Origin of the sequence: Bacillus sp. JJ783, assembly GCF_036963225.1 — a bacterium.
Taxonomy (GTDB): domain Bacteria; phylum Bacillota; class Bacilli; order Bacillales; family Bacillaceae_G; genus Bacillus_A; species Bacillus_A cereus_U.
In genome coordinates this window covers 1-17,323 of sequence record NZ_JBALMG010000159.1, presented here as the reverse complement: position 1 = coordinate 17,323, position 17,323 = coordinate 1, and the positions used below count along the sequence as shown (strand labels likewise).

Below are 17,323 nucleotides of genomic sequence, written 5' to 3'. Positions count from 1 at the left end.
ACTAAATTTCACATAAAAATTCGGATAAAGATGAGATTTTCAAAATAAAAAGGCATGAATCTAGTGTAATACCAGATTCATGCCTAGCAGTCTATCTTATGTTATGTTTTTTGAGGATAAATGAAGCTGAAAGAAGAATGAAAATTCCGTTTACAATATATGCATCTGTAATAATAAAGGCTAGGTTAGCTGTACCAAAACCACCTTTATCGAATATAGAAGCGAATGCTGTAGTAGTCAAAAAGATAATGGGAGTTAACAGTAAAAATAAGAAACCTGCAACAATCCTTCTTTTAAAGTTATTTTGAGATAGGGAAATGGCTAAAAAATTAAGGACGCCAAACATAACGAATGAAAACAGAAGGGTAATTAATAATTGCATACCAGCAGACATTTCCACAGCTCCTTTTTGAAGAATCTATAATTTATTGTATTCGAAAACAGTAGGGGATACTCCTTTAAAAATTGGAACTATACAAAGCATATCAATTTCAATCCTAGAAATTGAAAAAGAATGGAGCCATATTAAAATACTGGATCCATTCTTAAGAAGTATTAGTTTTATAAATTCGCAGATTGCGAAGGTTGTTTTTCAAATTGTTTCTGCTTAGATAGGGAAATAAAAATAATCAACAATGAAATGACTCCGAAAATTAGAACCATATACTGTAATCCAATCGTATCTAAGAAGAAGCCTGTGCCGAGTAAGACAATTTGGAACATAACTCTTTCAAACATATTACGGAATGAGAAGAGGCGTCCGTGATAGCTTTTTTCGACTTTCGTTTGGAAAATTGTCGACATAATAGGGAAGAAGCAGCCAACACTAAATCCAAACAAACCAAATGAGGCAAGTGCCATCCATCTAATATCGCTAAAGAACAACGAAAGGTGTGCAAAAGCGGTGCAAAATGCGAAGAAATATAGTAACTTTTCAGGTTTGAAATGATCAGATAAACGTTTAATAACGAATGCACCTAACATAAACGCTACACCTTCAATTGTATATATGAATCCTTTAATTGTTGGGTCATGTTGCATTTCGCTAATGTTAATAACCATTAAATTGAATCCAGCTATAAATAAAAGAGGGATAATACTTAATATAAGTGCTTTAAAAGCAATAGGGATTCCTTTTAAAATACGAAATACTTCCATAAAACTATTATCTTTAGCTGATTGTTTACTTAATGTAGCTGATTTTTTATCTTCAAATTGTAGGAAGAAAGTTGAGAGGAATAATAAAGCGTATGCTGCCATTGAGAAGGCATACATATACTGTAAACTCATTACAACTAAAAGAATTCCACCTAGTGAAGTACCTGCAATACGAGCGATTGTACCAACATTCATATGTACACCGTTCATTTGTAATAGCTCATGTTCACGAACGATGAGTGGGATTACAGATTGTAATGCAGGGAAATAAAATGCCGCTGAAATTTGAAGTACAATCATAAAAGCAATCATAAAGGCGATACTTTCATATTGAATAGCGAAAAACATGAAAATAACACTCATAACACGACCAAATCCAGCGTAAAGAAGAACTTTCTTTTTTTCATACTGATCAATGACACGACCAGCCATTGGACCAACTAGAACGCCAGCTAACAGTCCGATAAATAATATAACGGATTTCATAAAATCAGAAGGAACGTATTTTTGCATGAATTCAAGGTTACCAAGAATACCAAGCCATAACCCTAGACCAGCGATAAACTCCCCAATTAATACAATCCAAACATTTTTATTACGCCACATAATTAAAACCTCTCAGTCTTTTGAAATTAAAAACTCGTATATAAAACCTCCGTATTTATTCATTATTTTTTAACGCGCTTTTTTAGAGTCAGAGTCTATATTACGTGTTTCATTAGTGGATTTCAATTTTTTTGATTTGTGGAAAAATGATGGATTAAGTGATGCGAGGGGTAACTAAAAAGACAAAAAAACTTACAAGTAAATTCAAAGGAAAAGTATGTGTAGGGAAAATAAAAAAAGCAAGAGCGTAGATAATACGTCTCACTTTTCTCGAAAAATAAAAAATAGATAAAATTAGTAACACTTTTATGTGAGTTGTTTCTTAATATTTTTCAAACGCTAGGCAGAAAACTCTTCTTTACGCACTTCAAAGAATTCATTACGGCGTAAGTAATTAAAAATTTTTTCCGAAACCGCTTCTTCTTGAGATATTAAGAAACGATGATCAAAAGCATAGAAAGATTGACCTTTAATTAATTTTACGTAGTATATTTTACACGCCTCCTTTAAATTAGGATTCTTAAATACTTTCTATTATGATGACCTATCTGGTTGTTAATAATACTTAAAGTTTCAAAGGGAAGAAGTATAAATTCAAAAAAACATTGAAACAGCTTACAAATCTGTAATGTTTTTGTCACCTTTAACGATAGTTAAAATTAACCAATATCTCCTATACTACAAATAAGTTACATAAAACAAGGAGGTAGAAAGATGGAGGAAGTAATTGGAGAAGTTGTAGCAGGGATTTGTGAATTTGTAGTTGAAGTTACTGCGGATGTTTTAGGAGATTTAGTTTCCGGAAATGATGAAGAGAAAGAAACATTATAAAATTTGTAGAAAGTTTAAAGATAAACAATGTGTAAAAGCTGATTTCTAAAGGGAAGTCAGCTTTTATATTTTTTACATTATATTAATAATATTTAAATATTCATTTGTTATGATGTTAATGAAACCAATAAAGGAGCTGATTGATATGAATATGCCTAATTCTAGATGGGATGTACCTGATTCTAGTAAGATTGTGGCGAATATAAATGAAAAGGAATATCACTTTATTGTTCGTATACATCCACTTGCAGGAAAGATTATAGCACTGTTTGAAAATGGGAAAGAATATGGTTTGCTTGATAAGCAAATAGCTAGTAGGAATAAATTTATTAGGTCAGAACTTACTAAGTTGGAGCATTTCAACATAGATATTCTTTATGATAGTCCTGGGTGGATATGGATTGGCATGGATCGATATGGATTTCATGCAAGAGAGGCTACTAATAGCGAAGTAGAAGTTATTGTGAAGTTACAGGGGGATTAAGTTATTTAGACGTGTAAGAAGATTCTCAAATATAAGAGATACTTTGTGGGGTTGTGGGATAAGTTCCCATAACCTTTTTTGTTTTGTACTTAAAAATAAAAGAGTTAAATTTTTTTGATAGCAGGTCTCTAATAGAAGAGACGAGACTAAAAGAGGATTTGAAATTATATAAAGAGAACTTATAAATTAAATATAATACTTTATAGAAAGAAGATGATAAAAATGAGTAAAGAAGAACTTGTGAAACAACAATTTGGTAGTAATGCAGAGAAGTATGTGAAAAGTAAAATTCATGCAAAAGGACTGGATTTACAATATGTAGTTCAGCAAGTTGAAACTCGTCATAATAATCGTCTTCTTGATATTGCCACTGGTGGTGGACATGTTGCAAATTTGTTAGCCCCAATGTTTAAAGAGGTAGTCGCTCTTGATTTAACAGAAAAAATGTTAGAAAAAGCAAAAGGTTTTATAGAAGGGAACGGGCATGAAAATGTATCATTTGTAGCAGGAAATGCAGAAAACTTACCATTTGCTGATGAATCTTTTGATACAATTACATGCCGAATTGCAGCACATCACTTTGTTGATCCTTTGCAATTTATTTTTGAAGTAAATCGAACGTTAGAAAATAATGGATTATTTATATTAATTGATAACGTTTCACCAGAAAATAATGAATTTGATACATTTTATAACTTTATCGAAAAGAAGAGAGATCCGAGCCATGAACGAGCTTTGAAAAAAACAGAATGGATTACTTTATTAGAGAAACATGGTTTGCAAATGCAATTATGTCATACTTTTGACAAGAAGTTCGATTTTGACTGGTGGTGCGATATGATGGATGTACCTATGCAAAAACGTGTAAAGTTAACAGAGTGTATGATGAAAACATCAAATGAAATGCAGGAATTCTTCAAAATTCAATTTGAAAACAATAAAATAGAATCGTTCTATACTGAAATGGCACTGTTCATATGTAAAAAAAGTTCAACATTAAAAAGATAAATTTCTTGCAGTCTTTCTGATGTACGATATACTTAATACAGATAAAATGAGAATTGAGGAATAGCAATAATGATTCGTGTACGTATTGAGGGAACTGAGGAAGAGATGCTTGAATTTTTAGAGAAAATGCCTGACATTCCTGGGTTTGAAAAAACACATATGAGAGAACCGAGAAAAGGGAATAATCCGAAATATGATTCAAGCAAAAATGTACTAGCATATTTATCTTATAAGAAGATTGAAGTCGCCAATAAATAGGCGGCTTTTTTAATTATCTCCGTTTCACCGCCTTGTCTTTCTTGCATAATAATGATAGTAGATTATGCTGGAGAGGGGTGAGAAAAGTTAATAAAAAAATAATCTTTTTCGGAGATTTTGGTATTGATGATGCAGTAACGTTAATTTATGCGAATAAAACATGCAAATTAGATATTATAGGTATCGTTGCAGAGTATGGAAATGTATCAAGAGAAATTGTAACGGAAAATGTTTATTTTTTAGAAAGATACTATGCTACAAAAGTGAAAATCATTAAAGGTGCCAGTAGACCGATGACAGCTGAAGAACCTTTATTTTTTCCTGAAATTCATGGGGAGCACGGTTTAGGTCCAATTATTCCACCGAAAATGAGAATTTGTGAAAGAGAAAATTTTTGTGCATTGATTAAATTAATTGAGCCTTGTCCAGAAGATATTATTATAGTGGCGACGGGACGATTAACAACACTTGCAACATTATTTTTATTGTACCCCAATTTAATGAATCGAGTATGTTCTTATTATATAATGGGCGGTGCTTTTCTATTTCCGGGTAATGTTACACCTGTATCAGAAGCTAATTTTTACGGCGATCCAATTGCCGCGAATATCGTTATGAAATATGCGAAAAATGCTACTATATACCCGTTAAATGTAACGCAAGAAGCACTTATTACTCCTGAAATGGTCGATATTATTGATAAAGAAGGAAAACAGGACAGGCGAAACTTATTAAGCCAATGATCGATTTTTATTACGAAAATTTTTACAAAAAAGAATATCCAGGTATTGCTGGGAGTCCGATTCACGATTTACTTCCGTTCATTTCATTTATGAATGATGATATTTTTGAATATAAAAAATCAGCAGTTTGGATAAGTACGACAAATGATGTAACGAGAGGGCAAAGTGTTGCAGATTTTAGAAGAATAGCTGAGCCAACGACGTTTGATAATCGTCCTATACAAAGAATTGCCGTTGAATTTAATTATCAAGCGTTTAAAGACGAATTTATGAGAACAATATTGAAGCCAGATTGTCCTTAATATGTTGAGCAGATTTGAATGATTTTCATAAGACGAATAACTTATGAAAAATGTAACATAACTAATGGTAAGCAATTGTTTCTGATTATAATTTTATTGTTCAAAAATAAAGGAGGTAAATATATGATTTGGTATTTAATCGTCGGTGGTATTTTAGGATGGTTTGCAAGTCTGATCACAGGAAAGGATGTACCGGGCGGTGTAATTGGTAATATTATTGCTGGTATTATCGGTTCTTGGCTTGGTTCGTTGTTACTTGGTAAATTCGGTCCTGTTATTGGCGGATTTGCAATTATTCCAGCTTTAATAGGTGCGGTCATATTAATTTTCATTGTGAGCTTCTTATTACGAGCTATACGGAAATAAATAGTAAGGGGCTGTTTACATTTGTGAGCAGTCCCTTTGTATTATGTTGTTTAATCTGTTATGCTACTTTTATACAATCAGGAGGTGTCAGCATTGAAATCATTTACAGTAAATTTTCATCAAGAGGATAATGCAAAGGCAACAACAGTACATAAATTAAGTGAAGAGGACTTCGATAAAGCAACAGAAAAAGGTACTCGTCATCTATTTGATTTAGATACAAACGTTGGTTTCTTCGTATTCTTTGATGCTGAAGATGCAGAAGGAAACGAGCAATACTTAATGTTACAATATGAAGGAGATCATGAAGAACCAAGTGCTTGCTACGGATTTGATTTGAAATTGTTCTATCAATTTTTAGCACTATACTTAAATGATCTTGAATTCCAAGGTGAGACAAATGAAGAAGAGGAAGAAAATGGTCCAATTCATCATTTAGCGCATTTACTTTACCATATCGTTGAAGATGGTAAATCTATCGAAGTATAAAATACATATTTGAAGCTGTCCTTTAATAGGGCAGTTTTTTTAATTTTATTAAGATATTATTTCAAGTGCCATTCCCTCAAGCCTTATAGGTTAAACAAGTTGAGAGTGGAAATTCAATCGTTACGGGGGCTGTTTATTCCTGCTATGTTTCAGTTGCAACACCACTAACTGTCGTTTTATTAATTGAAATGAGCTTTTGTGACAGCGCATGTCAAGTAATAAAAGAAGGATATAACAATTAAGGTGAGAAAGTGTATACAAGGAGATCAATAAGAGGATTAATAATACAATTCCAAGCTTTTTAAAACTTTCGTAAACCGAAGTACTTCCTTTATGGACCAAAAATAATTTAAGGGACAGTGTTATGGAATGGTTGCAAAAGTGAATATGTTGAAGAGGGAGGCTGAAAATGATGAAAGTATATATGAAAGTGCTTATATTATTCCTAACTTTAACGTGTGTAGCTGTTTTAACCGCGTGTAATAACGCTGAGGAAAAGAAACAAACGAATTCAACATCAGAAAATAGTACGGAAAAAAAGAGCGATACGTCAGAAACCAGTAAAAAGAATGAGGACACCGCTCCAAAAACAGAGAAAGAACCTATGGAAAAACCAAAAGATCAAGATTCAGCAAAACCTACAGCAGATTCTAATTCGAAAAATACAGTGCTTAATCAAAAATCAATTAACCATGTAAAAGATTTATTTGAGCAAGCGAAAGAAGGTAAAGTACCTAATGTACCATATGCAGCACATACAGGTGATATCGAGGAAATAGAAAAAGCGTGGGGAAAAGCAGATAAAACTGATCAAGCAGGGAACGGGACGTATGCGACTTTTACAAGTAAAAATGTTGCATTTGGCTTTAATAAAGGATCACAAGTTTTTGACGTGCGATCTTACCATTCAGAACTTAAGGTGATTACGTTACAAGAAATAGAAAAGGCTTTAGGAAAACCGACGTCGATTAAAGTAAATGGTAATGACAAAATCTACGTTTATAAAGTAAATAACCAGTTTGAATTGAAATTCGTTATTCCAAATTCAACTGGTAAAGTACATCATATTTCTGTGTTTTCACCGGAGGATAGTATTAATAAAATGGCGGGTTAAATGAAAGAGCTGCTCCTATAGGGACAGCTCTTTTGCTTTGTTTCTTTCTAACGATTGAACAAAAACAGATTGAATGATACCGCCAATTATTAATAAGAAGGCACAAATATAAAATAGAGTACTACCGCTTAATTTGCTTAATAACAATGCTCCTACAAAAGGCCCGCAAGTTCTTGAAATATCCCAATGTATACCGTATATAGAAAAATATAATCCGCGACTATGACTTGGAGCCATTTGTGAAACGAATCGCAGTAAGTGATTCAAAGCGATACTTTCCCCAATTACTAAAAAGAGCAATGTGAAGAATAATGACCATATTGTTGTGGAATAGCCGTAGCCAATCGCAGCTAACGTATAGCAAGTATAGGAAATAATAATGATTTTAGGCATAGAAAATCGTTCTGACCATTTCACAAGGAAAATTTGGAGCATAACTTCCATGACTGCTTTACAAGTTGAGATAAACACGAGTACAAATAGAAAATTTGGAAATACACTTTCGGCGAATATAAGATAATTCGATTCGGTTTGAGCGTAGAAAAAACTAATCGGTAGCGTAGAAACCATGAGCCCAAATACAGCATAATGTTTCGAAATAAATTGTTTTGGCGAATATACTTCTTTCATTTTTTCATTGTCGCTTAAAAGTGGGGCAGTTTCAGGAAGCTGCGTCCAAACGAGAATGGCATATAGCGTAAGGGCTACACCTTGTAAAATAAATAAATATTCAGGATGACTAGTATAGAAAAAGGCGCCGATTAATGGGCCGATTACAGAGCCAATTGCTCCCATCGTTTGCAGAACCGCAAATATTTCGGCCTGTTGTTCTTCCTTCGTTAAGTCAGCGATTTGAGCGCGCTGTGCCGGAATATATAAAGAGCGGCCAATACCATTTACTACATACAATAAGGCGAAAAAGGCGACCGATTCAGCAAAAACGAATCCGCTTACGGCAAAAGCTTGTAAGAGTAATCCGAGTAACATTATTTTCTTTCGGCCGTATTTATCTGTTACACCTCCAGCGATTAATGTAAATACAATATCAGCGAGTGGCTGTAATCCGAAAAGAAGCATTGTAACTATGACATTACCATTTAAAGCTTTATTAACGTGAACAATAAAAATGATAGCTAACATCGCTTCAGTCGTTCGGACTAACAATTCACCGAACAACCGAATGAGGATGGGCTTATTATAACGTTTTAAAAGGTGATTCATTTTTAATTCCTCCTCTCTATATTGAAATGATAAGATGGAAGCTAGAAATGAAAAAGGGTAGAATGAAAGAGGAAGATTTTTCATCTTTTAGGGGGCGTTTTATGACTATTTTGGAGCAATATATGCACCTTTGGCTCCAGTATGGAAAAGGGAGAGCAGAGGACGAAAGATTAGAAATAACAATACAAAATATATCTGAAACTTTATTTTGTACAGAGCGAAATAGTAAATTAATCATAAAAAAATTAGAAGAATTAAATTGGATTATGTGGTTTCCAGGCCGAGGGAGAGGGAATCGTTCAAAGTTGTTATTTCAAAAACATCCACTTTCTTTAATTTTAGAAAGAGGAAAAGAAATAACGAAACAAGGGGATGTAAAAAGCGGGAGTACATTTATTGAAAGGTATAGCTCATATTTCCCATCGCTTCAAACTCAATTTCAAACTTGGATAGATTCGATATTCGGTTATCAAGTTGAGAGGACGTCTCAAGGAAGAAAAGATGTGCTACGTTTGCAAGTGCAAATGAATCTAGATATTGCATTAGACCCTGTATACGCTACGATGCGTTCGGAATGTCATATGGTAAAACATATATACGACACATTAGTGTATGTAGACGGAAATACAAACAGTGTAGAGCCAAGACTTGCGTTTTATTGGGAATATGATGACCAGAAATATATATGGACCTTCTACTTACGAAAAGGTGTTCAATTTCATAATAAAAAAGAACTAACCGCTTATGATGTTGAACAGACATTTAAACGATTCTTGAAAGTGAAAAATAATCCACATGCTTGGATGTTACAGCACGTTGAAAGTTTACATATTCTTGATGACTATATTGTGCAGATTCGTTTATCTACAGATAATAAGTTGTTTTTACATGCTTTAAGTACAGAACAGTGTTCGATTGTAAATGAAGATGAAGACGGGAAGTTAATCGGTACTGGACCGTTTCGGTTATGTGAAAAGAATGAGGATGTATTCGTATTAGAAGCAAATGATTTATATTTTCGCGAGCGACCTTTTCTCGACCGAATTGAATTATGGAATGTAGAGCACAGAGTTAATACGTGCGATATATTAGCGAAAGCACGTTATAAAAATATAGAAAACCATCATAAAGAAGTATCTAGACTTGAGTCGAATGTAACTTACATTACGTTAAATACTGCAAAAGAAGGACCTATGCAAAATGTGATGTTTCGTAGAGCTTTATATAAAATTATTCATGGTAATAAAATTGTTGAAGAATTACAGGGAGAGCGCGGAGAAGTAGCGGATGAATTAGTACTCACAAAGAACGGTACAATTCAAATTAACAGGGATATACATACACTTATTAAATGCAGCTCTTACCGTAATGAAACACTGCGATTATATACATTTACAGGGCAAGATCACGTTGAAGATGCGCATTGGATACAAAAAGAATGTGCAAAATACGGAATTAAAATTGATATTGAGTTTCTTGAACAAGAAGAGTTATTGCAAATGAGTACGATACAAAAGGCTGATATAATGCACGATAGTGCGACAATTAGCGAACGGATAGAAGATAGTTTACTATATATGTTTCTTACAAAAAACAGCTTTATTCATCAGCATAGCGATATAAACTTTAACGAAGTATTGCAGCCTTATTTTACAGAAAATCAATTAGAGAAACGGGTGACACTGTTACGCGATATTGAGGGCACACTGTTACGTGAAATACATATCATTCCTTTATATCGTAATAAACAGCGAGTAAGTTCACACGAAAAAATACAAAATGTAATGATTAATTCACAAGGCTGGATTGATTATTACGATATATGGTTTAAAGCTTGATATATAAAGGTTCTTATGCATTTTGATGAAATGCGTAAGAACCTTTTGTCATATAAAAAGGAGGTTTGTTTTACACATTGTTACGCTACTTATTATAAAAGTCCGTTTACAGCGTAACAGTGTTATGTTACATTGTTATCAGGAAGGAGTGTTATACAGTTGAGTACAGATTTAATTTCAAAAAAAGATTTATTAGAGTTAACTGGTATTTCATACGGACAGTTATATAGGTGGAAGAGAAAAAATTTAATACCGGAAGATTGGTTTGTACGGAAGTCAACGTTCACAGGCCAGGAAACATTTTTTCCGAAAGAAAAGATATTAGAACGTATTGATAAAATCCAAACGATGAAAGAGGATTTATCCCTTGATGAATTAGCAAATATGTTTTCACCGAGCGTGACAGAAATTCTTTTAACAAAGGATGATTTGTTACGTAAGGGTATTGCATCAGAACCAGTCTTACAATTTTTTATAGAACAAACGAATAAAACGGCAGAGTTTCAATTTGCAGATATTCTTTACGTGTATATGTTAGAAGAACTTCTTCAATCAGGAGACGTTAGTTTAGAAGAGGGGAAAATGGTCTTACAAGTATTAAGTGAAAATTACGAAGCGATTAAGCATAAAAATTGTGACGTAATTATCGTTCGAAAGTTAGGGATTTCTACATGTTTCTTAGTTTCAAATGTGGATGATTTAATTTTTGAAAAGGGAACAAAAATTGTTTTACGTGAAGCGATTACGAAATATACCGAAGCATTAAAAACTAAACTGTTGTAGTGGAGGAGAAATCATGCGTACAGAAAATTTAATTATAAACGGTTACGGTACATCGAATGGCGGGGAGTTTCACAAAGTACAGCTAAACGGAAAAGGAACTGTTAATGGAAACGTTGAATGTGAGCAATTTGAATGTAATGGTTACGGTGCAGTTACTGGTGATTTGAAAAGTAGTAATGCAAGAATTAGCGGATCGGGTAAAGTTGATGGTACAGTTAGCGCAGAAATGATGCGAATCGATGGGAAAGCGACAATTACACAAGATGTAAAGGCGAACAGTTTAAAAATTGCAGGAAAAGGTACGATAGGTGGAAATGTCACCGGTGAAGAATTTAAAATCAATGGCCAAGCGACGATTGATGGTAATTGCGAGGTTGATGTTTTTTCTTCAGAGGGACAGTTTACGGTAGGTGGTTTATTAAGCGCAGATGAAATTAATATTAATATTCACGGTACATGTAGAGCGAAAGAAATTGGCGGTCAAACAATTAAAGTAAGACATAGATTGAGTACTTTTAGTAAACTTTTTAAAACAGTATTTGGCCTGCAGTTAGAGGCTGAATTGTTAGAAGGTGACAATATCGATATTGATTATGCTCACATTAAAACGGTAAGAGGAAACAATGTTACAGTAGGACCGAACTGTGAAATTGATCTTATTGAATATACAGGTGTACTTAATGTTGATAAAAACGCAAGTGTGAAAGAAATTAAGCAGGTTTAAAGGAAGGGAGCAATCGATATGGAAAATCAACATAGTCTTACTGTAAATGGATCAGGTAGCTCGGCAGGTGGAGATTATAATAAAGTGAAGATTCGCGGTGAAGGAACAATCTCTAATCATATGAGTTGTAATGATTTTAAAACGTACGGTACGAGTGAAGTACGTGGCAATATGAAAGCGAAAAATTATGTCGTGTATGGAGATAGTGAAGTACAGGGGAATATGGAGGCGGAATATGTAAAAGTATATGGCAATGCCCAAGTACAAGGTGACGGACAAATTAATAAAACAAAAGTTAGAGGTATGATAGAATTTAAAGGGAAGCTATCCGGTGATTTCGTAGATGTGAAAGGCGCTTTAAATGTGAAGGGAGATATAGAAGTAGAGGAATTATTACTAACTGGTGGTCTTGAAAGTGATGGTTTGCTTAATGCTGAAAATATTGAAATCTCACTTCGTTATGAAGGAAGTAAAGTGAGAGAAATCGGTGGGAAAAAGATTACAGTACGTAAAAAAGCGAGATTTATTCCTTTTACAAGTCATGCAGGAAGCCTTCAAACATCAATTATTGAGGGGGATGATATTTATTTAGAACATACAATAGCAGACGTAGTAAGAGGAAATCATGTTATGATTGGCCCTGGCTGTGAAATTAGTGTTGTAGAATATCATACTAGCTTTAATCAGAAAGGCAATTCAGTCGTAAAAGAACATAAACAAATATAAGTAGTATGAGGGAGAGCAAGGTTATGGTTGAGAAGAATAATAAGCTGGGCTTTGTTGTGGCGGGCTTATTGCTAGGGATTTTAATGGCATCAATGGATAATACAATTGTCGTAACAGCGATGGGAACAATTGTTGGTGACTTAGGAGGTCTTGAAAACTTTGTATGGGTTGTTTCTGCCTATATGGTCGCAGAAATGGCAGGTATGCCGATTTTCGGTAAACTATCAGATATGTATGGTAGAAAGAGATTCTTTATTTTCGGTTTAATCGTCTTTATGATCGGTTCGGCACTTTGTGGAACTGCTGAAAATATTACACAGTTAGGTATTTATCGTGCCATTCAAGGTATTGGCGGCGGGGCACTAGTGCCGATCGCATTTACTATCGTTTTTGATATTTTCCCTCCAGAAAAGCGCGGGAAAATGGGTGGATTATTCGGAGCAGTATTTGGTTTATCAAGTATTTTCGGGCCATTACTTGGCGCATATATTACGGATTATATTAGCTGGCACTGGGTGTTTTATATTAACTTACCACTTGGAATTTTAGCACTTATTTTTATTACATTATTTTATAAAGAGTCACGAGTTCATAGAGAACAAAAGATTGATTGGTTTGGCGCAATTACTTTAGTTGGTGCAGTAATTTGTTTAATGTTCGCCTTAGAATTAGGCGGACAAAAGTATGATTGGAATTCTAGCTTTATTTTAAGTTTATTTGCTGGGTTCGCTATTTTAGTAATTGCTTTTATTGTTATTGAACGAAAAGTAGAAGAACCAATCATTTCATTTGAGATGTTTAAACAACGTCTATTCGGAATGAGTACAATTATTGCCTTATGTTACGGGGCGGCATTTATGTCAGCAACTGTGTACATTCCGTTATTTATTCAAGGTGTATACGGTGGTACGGCAACAAACTCAGGATTATTGTTATTACCAATGATGTTAGGATCAGTAGTTACAGCGCAGTTAGGTGGATTTTTAACATCAAAACTTAGCTACCGAAACATTATGATTATTTCTGCTGTAATTATGCTAATCGGATTATTCTTATTAAGTACATTAACGCCAGAAACAAGTCGTATATTATTAACAATTTATATGGTTATTATCGGCTTTGGAGTTGGTTTCTCATTCTCTGTACTAAGTATGGCTGCTATTCATAACTTCGGTATGGAGCAACGCGGTTCTGCGACTTCAACGAGTAACTTCATTCGTTCATTAGGTATGACACTTGGTATTACAATCTTCGGAATGATTCAAAGAACTGGTTTCCAGGATCAATTAGAAGAAGCGTTTAAAGGTATGAGCGGGGGAATGAATACAAACGCTTTAGGAGATTCAAGAGCTATTCTATCAGAATCGGCAAGATCTCAAATTCCGCCGCAAATATTAGATAAAATTATTGAAGCTCTTTCTAGTTCAATCGTTCAGACATTTATGTGGGCGTTAGTCCCAGCAAGTTTAGCGTTCGTATTCATTTTCTTTATGGGAAATGAGCGCATGGTATATAAGAAAGAACAAAACAAGGTGAAAAGTGAAACATCAAAAGCGTAAAGAAAAAGCTCCTTTCAATTTTGAAAGGAGCTTTTTCTTATGTACGGAGTCGAATTAGCCTTCGATAATTTCGTATTCTTCGTCTGCTAATAATAAAATGTGTGTTTTCTTACCTTTGTTTTGAACTTCGATTACATCATATGTACCTAAGTCTCTTAGCTTGCTTTGAGAAGCGTTAACCATAACTTCCATAGAATCAATTAAGATATCTTCTTCAACGTATGATTCAGGTAATGCCATATCTTCAGTATCTAATACACATGTATATAGATTTTGTAAGTTCTCAGCAGTTGGATTTTGTTCCTCAACATCAATAATGTTTTTTACTGCTTCCATATTTTCTTCTTTTACTTGATATACTTTAATTTTAGTCATTGTTTTAATCTCCTTTATAACGTAATCGTAGAGGCTGCAATTCATCCCGCAATAACGAGCAGTAGACTCCCGCCTCAAGGTGAAGAAGCAAATAATGAGGACGGCAGGAGATAACTGCCCGTAAGAGCCCGATTGGTGAGGGCTAACCATTAGTAGGAGATAAAGCTCCCCGCTAATAGAAGTTTCACTTTATTATAACGCTTTTTTGTTGAAAGATGAAATTGTTATATGCATTTATAGTGAAAAATATATTTTATTACTTATTTGAGGAACGATTAGTTTCTTAATTTGACAGGCATATGTCTGTATACTTATCTAGACTAATATTAGAGTTATATTGTCCAAGCTTTTCTTACATACCTTTCATATTATATTTATTAGGTAAAACATATAGGAAAGGAATGGAGAATCAGTGGATTGTGAGCCGAAACGTGATTGTGGGTGTTGTCAAAATAGTATATGTGAATTTTTGAAAAGTTTAGATCCTTATTCTAGGGTTGAGAGTATCGTAATAGACGGAAACGAAATAGTTGTATCCTATTTTATTTCATTTAATGAGATAAAAGGTATAGTGTCGTTTGCACAAGAAGACAGTGAGGTAATATTTGTAGATTGTTCAAGAATTGATGCGATTCGAATAGGGAAAGTTTGTAGTTGTAAAACGAAAGTTAAATTTATTGAAGATGAATTCAGTTTACTTGGAAATGTTTGTCCACATTGTTTAACTGAGGGAAGTACACTATTCTTCGATTTTAATAATCCTGAATTAAGTTTATCTTTACAGGCAACAACGATTGATCCACCTAGATGTATTGAATTTGTAGATGAGCTTGGGAATGTAGTAAAGCAAATTACTATAGTAGGTGAAGCGATTGTTTCTAAAGATTTCGTTCCGGTACCTGAACTGTTAGATTTTCGATTAATCTTATCGGATACAGCTGGGAATCCTTTGAAATTCGGATTACTATTTATTAATTTCCTTGATATTACGTTTATCATTCTTTTCGCATCAAGGGGATACCTCGAAATTTCAAACTGTTTAAAAATAGAGAGTGGAACTGGCAATGCGGAAATAGAAGAGATGAAAAAAATGATAATCAATGATAATAATACGTACAAGTCAATTATTAAGTTGACTAAAATATATAAAGATGGTGAGACGGAATCTTATACTTCTAAGAAGGAGTTATAACGTATTTATCGTAATTAACCCTCGTACACTATAATGAGGGTTTTTACATAAAAATGATTAAATAAAATATTGTTACATTTAAATTTAGCCATTTATTGTGTGGAATCGGAAATTTTTTCGCTTTTCTTTAGATACACTAATGAAAGTAAAGGTATTTATTGTTTTCTATACTGTATAGGCCGTAGTAGCGGGAAATAGGCTGGTTTGTACTGTCAATTGATACGTGTTATTCCTTAATGCGGTACTGCTATAAACATGCAAATTAGGTACCCTGCTTACGCAACAAAATATGAAAGAAGTCAATTGAAGGGGGATATTTATTTAGGTGTAAATAAATATAGCGGTGGAGTAGGGGATTATACAATATTAGTAAAATAATTTTAAAAAGGGCTGCTACGACAGCCCTTTTTAAAATTATGTAAATACCTGCTGTAAGTTTTTTTAGGAGTGAATTTTATTAGGAATAATTAGTCATCATTGTTACCATATATCGCCATCAAGTTAAGGAAAATACAATACCAATTCTGATTTTATATTAAGATTTTACTTGCTAAGCTCTCTTTGAGCCCCCATATAGCTTCCAATGATATTTTGGTAACTTGGAAGATGTTTAGCAAGTAAAGTTCCAAAGCCTTCAATATCATTTCGCCAGTCACGCTGTAATTCTGCTGCAACGCTAAACCAATTCATTAGTTGGACCCCTCCATGAGCCATACGCAAAAGAGCAGCATCTGCTACTTGTTTACTAACAGTTCCTGATGCATCGGTTACAACAAAAACCTCATATCCTGCGTTGACAGCGGATAGTGCTGGGAACGCAACACAAACATCAGTAACTACCCCTGCGATAATTAGTTGTTTTTTACCTGTTGCCTCAATGGCTTTAACGAATTCTTCATTGTCCCATGCGTTAATTTGTCCAGGCCGAGCTATTTTAGGCGCATTCGGAAATAGTTCAATTAATTCCTGCATGAGTGGGCCATTAGGGCCATCTTCGAAGCTTGTTGTTAAAATGACAGGTAAATCAAAAAACTTAGCGGTATTCGCAAGAGCTAAAACATTATTCTTGAATTCATCAATACCATAGTCACGCACTAGACTGGAAATAAGACCTGTTTGATGATCCACTAGAAGAACCGCGGCATCACTTTTTGAAAGACGAGAATACAAATCAGACATTTTATAATCCCCCTTAATAAGCTTATTTACAAATCAATCTTACAGTTATTTATCTTGATTTGGTATACATGCAAAAATTTATCAACAAATAGGTTTTATTAGAATATTGGGATGTGTGTATTTTTATATTGAGGAATTACAAATTTTTCGTTTTGGGGAACAATGTATTAATTGAGTGGATAGCTATGTGGTATGGTCCTAATGCTATCTATTATTTGTGAATAGTAATGTTTTTACCTGTAAATAGAAAATGAGATATGAGGACTAAAATGAATCTGAAAATAGCAATTCTTGATTGGAAAATCATTTCAATGTAATTAGGTGTTATAATAAATTTGCATTTACGTATAATTTATAATTATTTGAC

Annotated in this window: 18 protein-coding genes and 1 pseudogene; 13 read left to right on the top strand and 6 right to left on the bottom strand. The window is 33.7% G+C overall.

The window, feature by feature from the left end:
* Nucleotides 1-91: 91 nt before the first annotated feature.
* The 3 genes from V7038_RS25950 to V7038_RS25940 form a co-directional block, all read right to left on the bottom strand.
* Nucleotides 92-394 (bottom strand): hypothetical protein, encoded by a 303-nt coding sequence (locus tag V7038_RS25950; protein ID WP_002110412.1) that lies wholly within the window; start codon nucleotides 392-394, stop codon nucleotides 92-94.
* 167 nt (nucleotides 395-561) lie between these two features.
* On the bottom strand, nucleotides 562-1,764 hold the full coding sequence (locus V7038_RS25945; RefSeq protein ID WP_002110411.1) for an MFS transporter: 1,203 nt from the start codon (nucleotides 1,762-1,764) through the stop codon (nucleotides 562-564).
* Nucleotides 1,765-2,103: 339 nt separating this feature from the next.
* Nucleotides 2,104-2,256: a YqbF domain-containing protein gene (locus V7038_RS25940; protein ID WP_080013767.1), complete on the bottom strand. Its 153-nt coding sequence runs from the start codon at nucleotides 2,254-2,256 to the stop codon at nucleotides 2,104-2,106.
* Between the two features lie 484 nt (nucleotides 2,257-2,740).
* Between V7038_RS25940 and V7038_RS25935 the strand changes: the two genes are divergently transcribed.
* The 7 genes and pseudogenes from V7038_RS25935 (at nucleotide 2,741) to V7038_RS25905 (ending at nucleotide 7,359) form a co-directional block, all read left to right on the top strand.
* Nucleotides 2,741-3,079, top strand: coding sequence for a hypothetical protein (locus V7038_RS25935; protein WP_002110409.1), 339 nt, complete (start codon nucleotides 2,741-2,743; stop codon nucleotides 3,077-3,079).
* Nucleotides 3,080-3,301: 222 nt separating this feature from the next.
* Complete coding sequence (locus V7038_RS25930) at nucleotides 3,302-4,087, top strand: class I SAM-dependent methyltransferase (RefSeq protein ID WP_002110408.1); 786 nt, start codon at nucleotides 3,302-3,304, stop codon at nucleotides 4,085-4,087.
* 69 nt (nucleotides 4,088-4,156) lie between these two features.
* Nucleotides 4,157-4,345, top strand: a complete 189-nt coding sequence (locus V7038_RS25925) for a DUF3970 family protein (RefSeq protein WP_002110407.1) — start codon at nucleotides 4,157-4,159, stop codon at nucleotides 4,343-4,345.
* 77 nt (nucleotides 4,346-4,422) lie between these two features.
* A pseudogene (locus V7038_RS25920) lies at nucleotides 4,423-5,390 on the top strand (nucleoside hydrolase).
* A 123-nt stretch (nucleotides 5,391-5,513) separates the two neighbouring features.
* Nucleotides 5,514-5,756: a GlsB/YeaQ/YmgE family stress response membrane protein gene (locus V7038_RS25915; protein ID WP_002110405.1), complete on the top strand. Its 243-nt coding sequence runs from the start codon at nucleotides 5,514-5,516 to the stop codon at nucleotides 5,754-5,756.
* A 93-nt stretch (nucleotides 5,757-5,849) separates the two neighbouring features.
* Entirely contained in the window at nucleotides 5,850-6,245 is a 396-nt protein-coding gene (locus tag V7038_RS25910; RefSeq protein WP_002110404.1) for a hypothetical protein, read from the top strand.
* Nucleotides 6,246-6,654: 409 nt separating this feature from the next.
* Complete coding sequence (locus V7038_RS25905) at nucleotides 6,655-7,359, top strand: YjgB family protein (RefSeq protein ID WP_016105134.1); 705 nt, start codon at nucleotides 6,655-6,657, stop codon at nucleotides 7,357-7,359.
* Nucleotides 7,360-7,374: 15 nt separating this feature from the next.
* Here V7038_RS25905 and V7038_RS25900 read toward each other — a convergent pair whose 3' ends face one another.
* Nucleotides 7,375-8,580 (bottom strand): MDR family MFS transporter, encoded by a 1,206-nt coding sequence (locus V7038_RS25900; protein ID WP_335695847.1) that lies wholly within the window; start codon nucleotides 8,578-8,580, stop codon nucleotides 7,375-7,377.
* A gap of 62 nt (nucleotides 8,581-8,642) precedes the next feature.
* Here V7038_RS25900 and V7038_RS25895 point away from each other — a divergent pair, with 62 nt between their 5' ends.
* The 5 genes from V7038_RS25895 (at nucleotide 8,643) to V7038_RS25875 (ending at nucleotide 14,210) form a co-directional block, all read left to right on the top strand.
* On the top strand, nucleotides 8,643-10,418 hold the full coding sequence (locus V7038_RS25895) for an SgrR family transcriptional regulator (protein WP_335695848.1): 1,776 nt from the start codon (nucleotides 8,643-8,645) through the stop codon (nucleotides 10,416-10,418).
* A gap of 159 nt (nucleotides 10,419-10,577) precedes the next feature.
* On the top strand, nucleotides 10,578-11,201 hold the full coding sequence (locus tag V7038_RS25890; RefSeq protein WP_002161451.1) for a YhbD family protein: 624 nt from the start codon (nucleotides 10,578-10,580) through the stop codon (nucleotides 11,199-11,201).
* A 13-nt stretch (nucleotides 11,202-11,214) separates the two neighbouring features.
* Nucleotides 11,215-11,925, top strand: coding sequence for a polymer-forming cytoskeletal protein (locus tag V7038_RS25885; protein ID WP_002110399.1), 711 nt, complete (start codon nucleotides 11,215-11,217; stop codon nucleotides 11,923-11,925).
* Between the two features lie 18 nt (nucleotides 11,926-11,943).
* Nucleotides 11,944-12,651, top strand: a complete 708-nt coding sequence (locus V7038_RS25880) for a polymer-forming cytoskeletal protein (protein ID WP_002110398.1) — start codon at nucleotides 11,944-11,946, stop codon at nucleotides 12,649-12,651.
* Nucleotides 12,652-12,674: 23 nt separating this feature from the next.
* Complete coding sequence (locus V7038_RS25875) at nucleotides 12,675-14,210, top strand: MDR family MFS transporter (protein WP_070170258.1); 1,536 nt, start codon at nucleotides 12,675-12,677, stop codon at nucleotides 14,208-14,210.
* A 54-nt stretch (nucleotides 14,211-14,264) separates the two neighbouring features.
* Here the strand turns inward: V7038_RS25875 and V7038_RS25870 are convergent, their stop codons facing one another.
* On the bottom strand, nucleotides 14,265-14,585 hold the full coding sequence (locus V7038_RS25870) for a hypothetical protein (RefSeq protein ID WP_002110396.1): 321 nt from the start codon (nucleotides 14,583-14,585) through the stop codon (nucleotides 14,265-14,267).
* A 412-nt stretch (nucleotides 14,586-14,997) separates the two neighbouring features.
* Between V7038_RS25870 and V7038_RS25865 the strand changes: the two genes are divergently transcribed.
* Nucleotides 14,998-15,777, top strand: a complete 780-nt coding sequence (locus V7038_RS25865) for a BC_2878 family exosporium-associated protein (protein ID WP_070146617.1) — start codon at nucleotides 14,998-15,000, stop codon at nucleotides 15,775-15,777.
* A 543-nt stretch (nucleotides 15,778-16,320) separates the two neighbouring features.
* Here the strand turns inward: V7038_RS25865 and ycaC are convergent.
* The gene (ycaC, locus tag V7038_RS25860) at nucleotides 16,321-16,956 is read right to left on the bottom strand and encodes an isochorismate family cysteine hydrolase YcaC (protein ID WP_335695846.1); all 636 of its coding nucleotides are present in this window, start codon (nucleotides 16,954-16,956) and stop codon (nucleotides 16,321-16,323) included.
* Nucleotides 16,957-17,323: the final 367 nt, after the last annotated feature.

What these genes read in the sequence shown, in the direction of transcription:
- V7038_RS25950 (WP_002110412.1), bottom strand. Translation starts at nt 394, where the DNA reads ATGTCTGCTGGTATGCAATTATTAATTACCCTTCTGTTTTCATTCGTT.
- V7038_RS25945 (WP_002110411.1), bottom strand. Translation starts at nt 1,764, where the DNA reads ATGTGGCGTAATAAAAATGTTTGGATTGTATTAATTGGGGAGTTTATC.
- V7038_RS25935 (WP_002110409.1), top strand. Translation starts at nt 2,741, where the DNA reads ATGAATATGCCTAATTCTAGATGGGATGTACCTGATTCTAGTAAGATT.
- V7038_RS25930 (WP_002110408.1), top strand. Translation starts at nt 3,302, where the DNA reads ATGAGTAAAGAAGAACTTGTGAAACAACAATTTGGTAGTAATGCAGAG.
- V7038_RS25925 (WP_002110407.1), top strand. Translation starts at nt 4,157, where the DNA reads ATGATTCGTGTACGTATTGAGGGAACTGAGGAAGAGATGCTTGAATTT.
- V7038_RS25915 (WP_002110405.1), top strand. Translation starts at nt 5,514, where the DNA reads ATGATTTGGTATTTAATCGTCGGTGGTATTTTAGGATGGTTTGCAAGT.
- V7038_RS25905 (WP_016105134.1), top strand. Translation starts at nt 6,655, where the DNA reads ATGATGAAAGTATATATGAAAGTGCTTATATTATTCCTAACTTTAACG.
- V7038_RS25900 (WP_335695847.1), bottom strand. Translation starts at nt 8,580, where the DNA reads ATGAATCACCTTTTAAAACGTTATAATAAGCCCATCCTCATTCGGTTG.
- V7038_RS25895 (WP_335695848.1), top strand. Translation starts at nt 8,643, where the DNA reads ATGAAAGAGGAAGATTTTTCATCTTTTAGGGGGCGTTTTATGACTATT.
- V7038_RS25885 (WP_002110399.1), top strand. Translation starts at nt 11,215, where the DNA reads ATGCGTACAGAAAATTTAATTATAAACGGTTACGGTACATCGAATGGC.
- V7038_RS25880 (WP_002110398.1), top strand. Translation starts at nt 11,944, where the DNA reads ATGGAAAATCAACATAGTCTTACTGTAAATGGATCAGGTAGCTCGGCA.
- V7038_RS25875 (WP_070170258.1), top strand. Translation starts at nt 12,675, where the DNA reads ATGGTTGAGAAGAATAATAAGCTGGGCTTTGTTGTGGCGGGCTTATTG.
- V7038_RS25870 (WP_002110396.1), bottom strand. Translation starts at nt 14,585, where the DNA reads ATGACTAAAATTAAAGTATATCAAGTAAAAGAAGAAAATATGGAAGCA.
- ycaC (WP_335695846.1), bottom strand. Translation starts at nt 16,956, where the DNA reads ATGTCTGATTTGTATTCTCGTCTTTCAAAAAGTGATGCCGCGGTTCTT.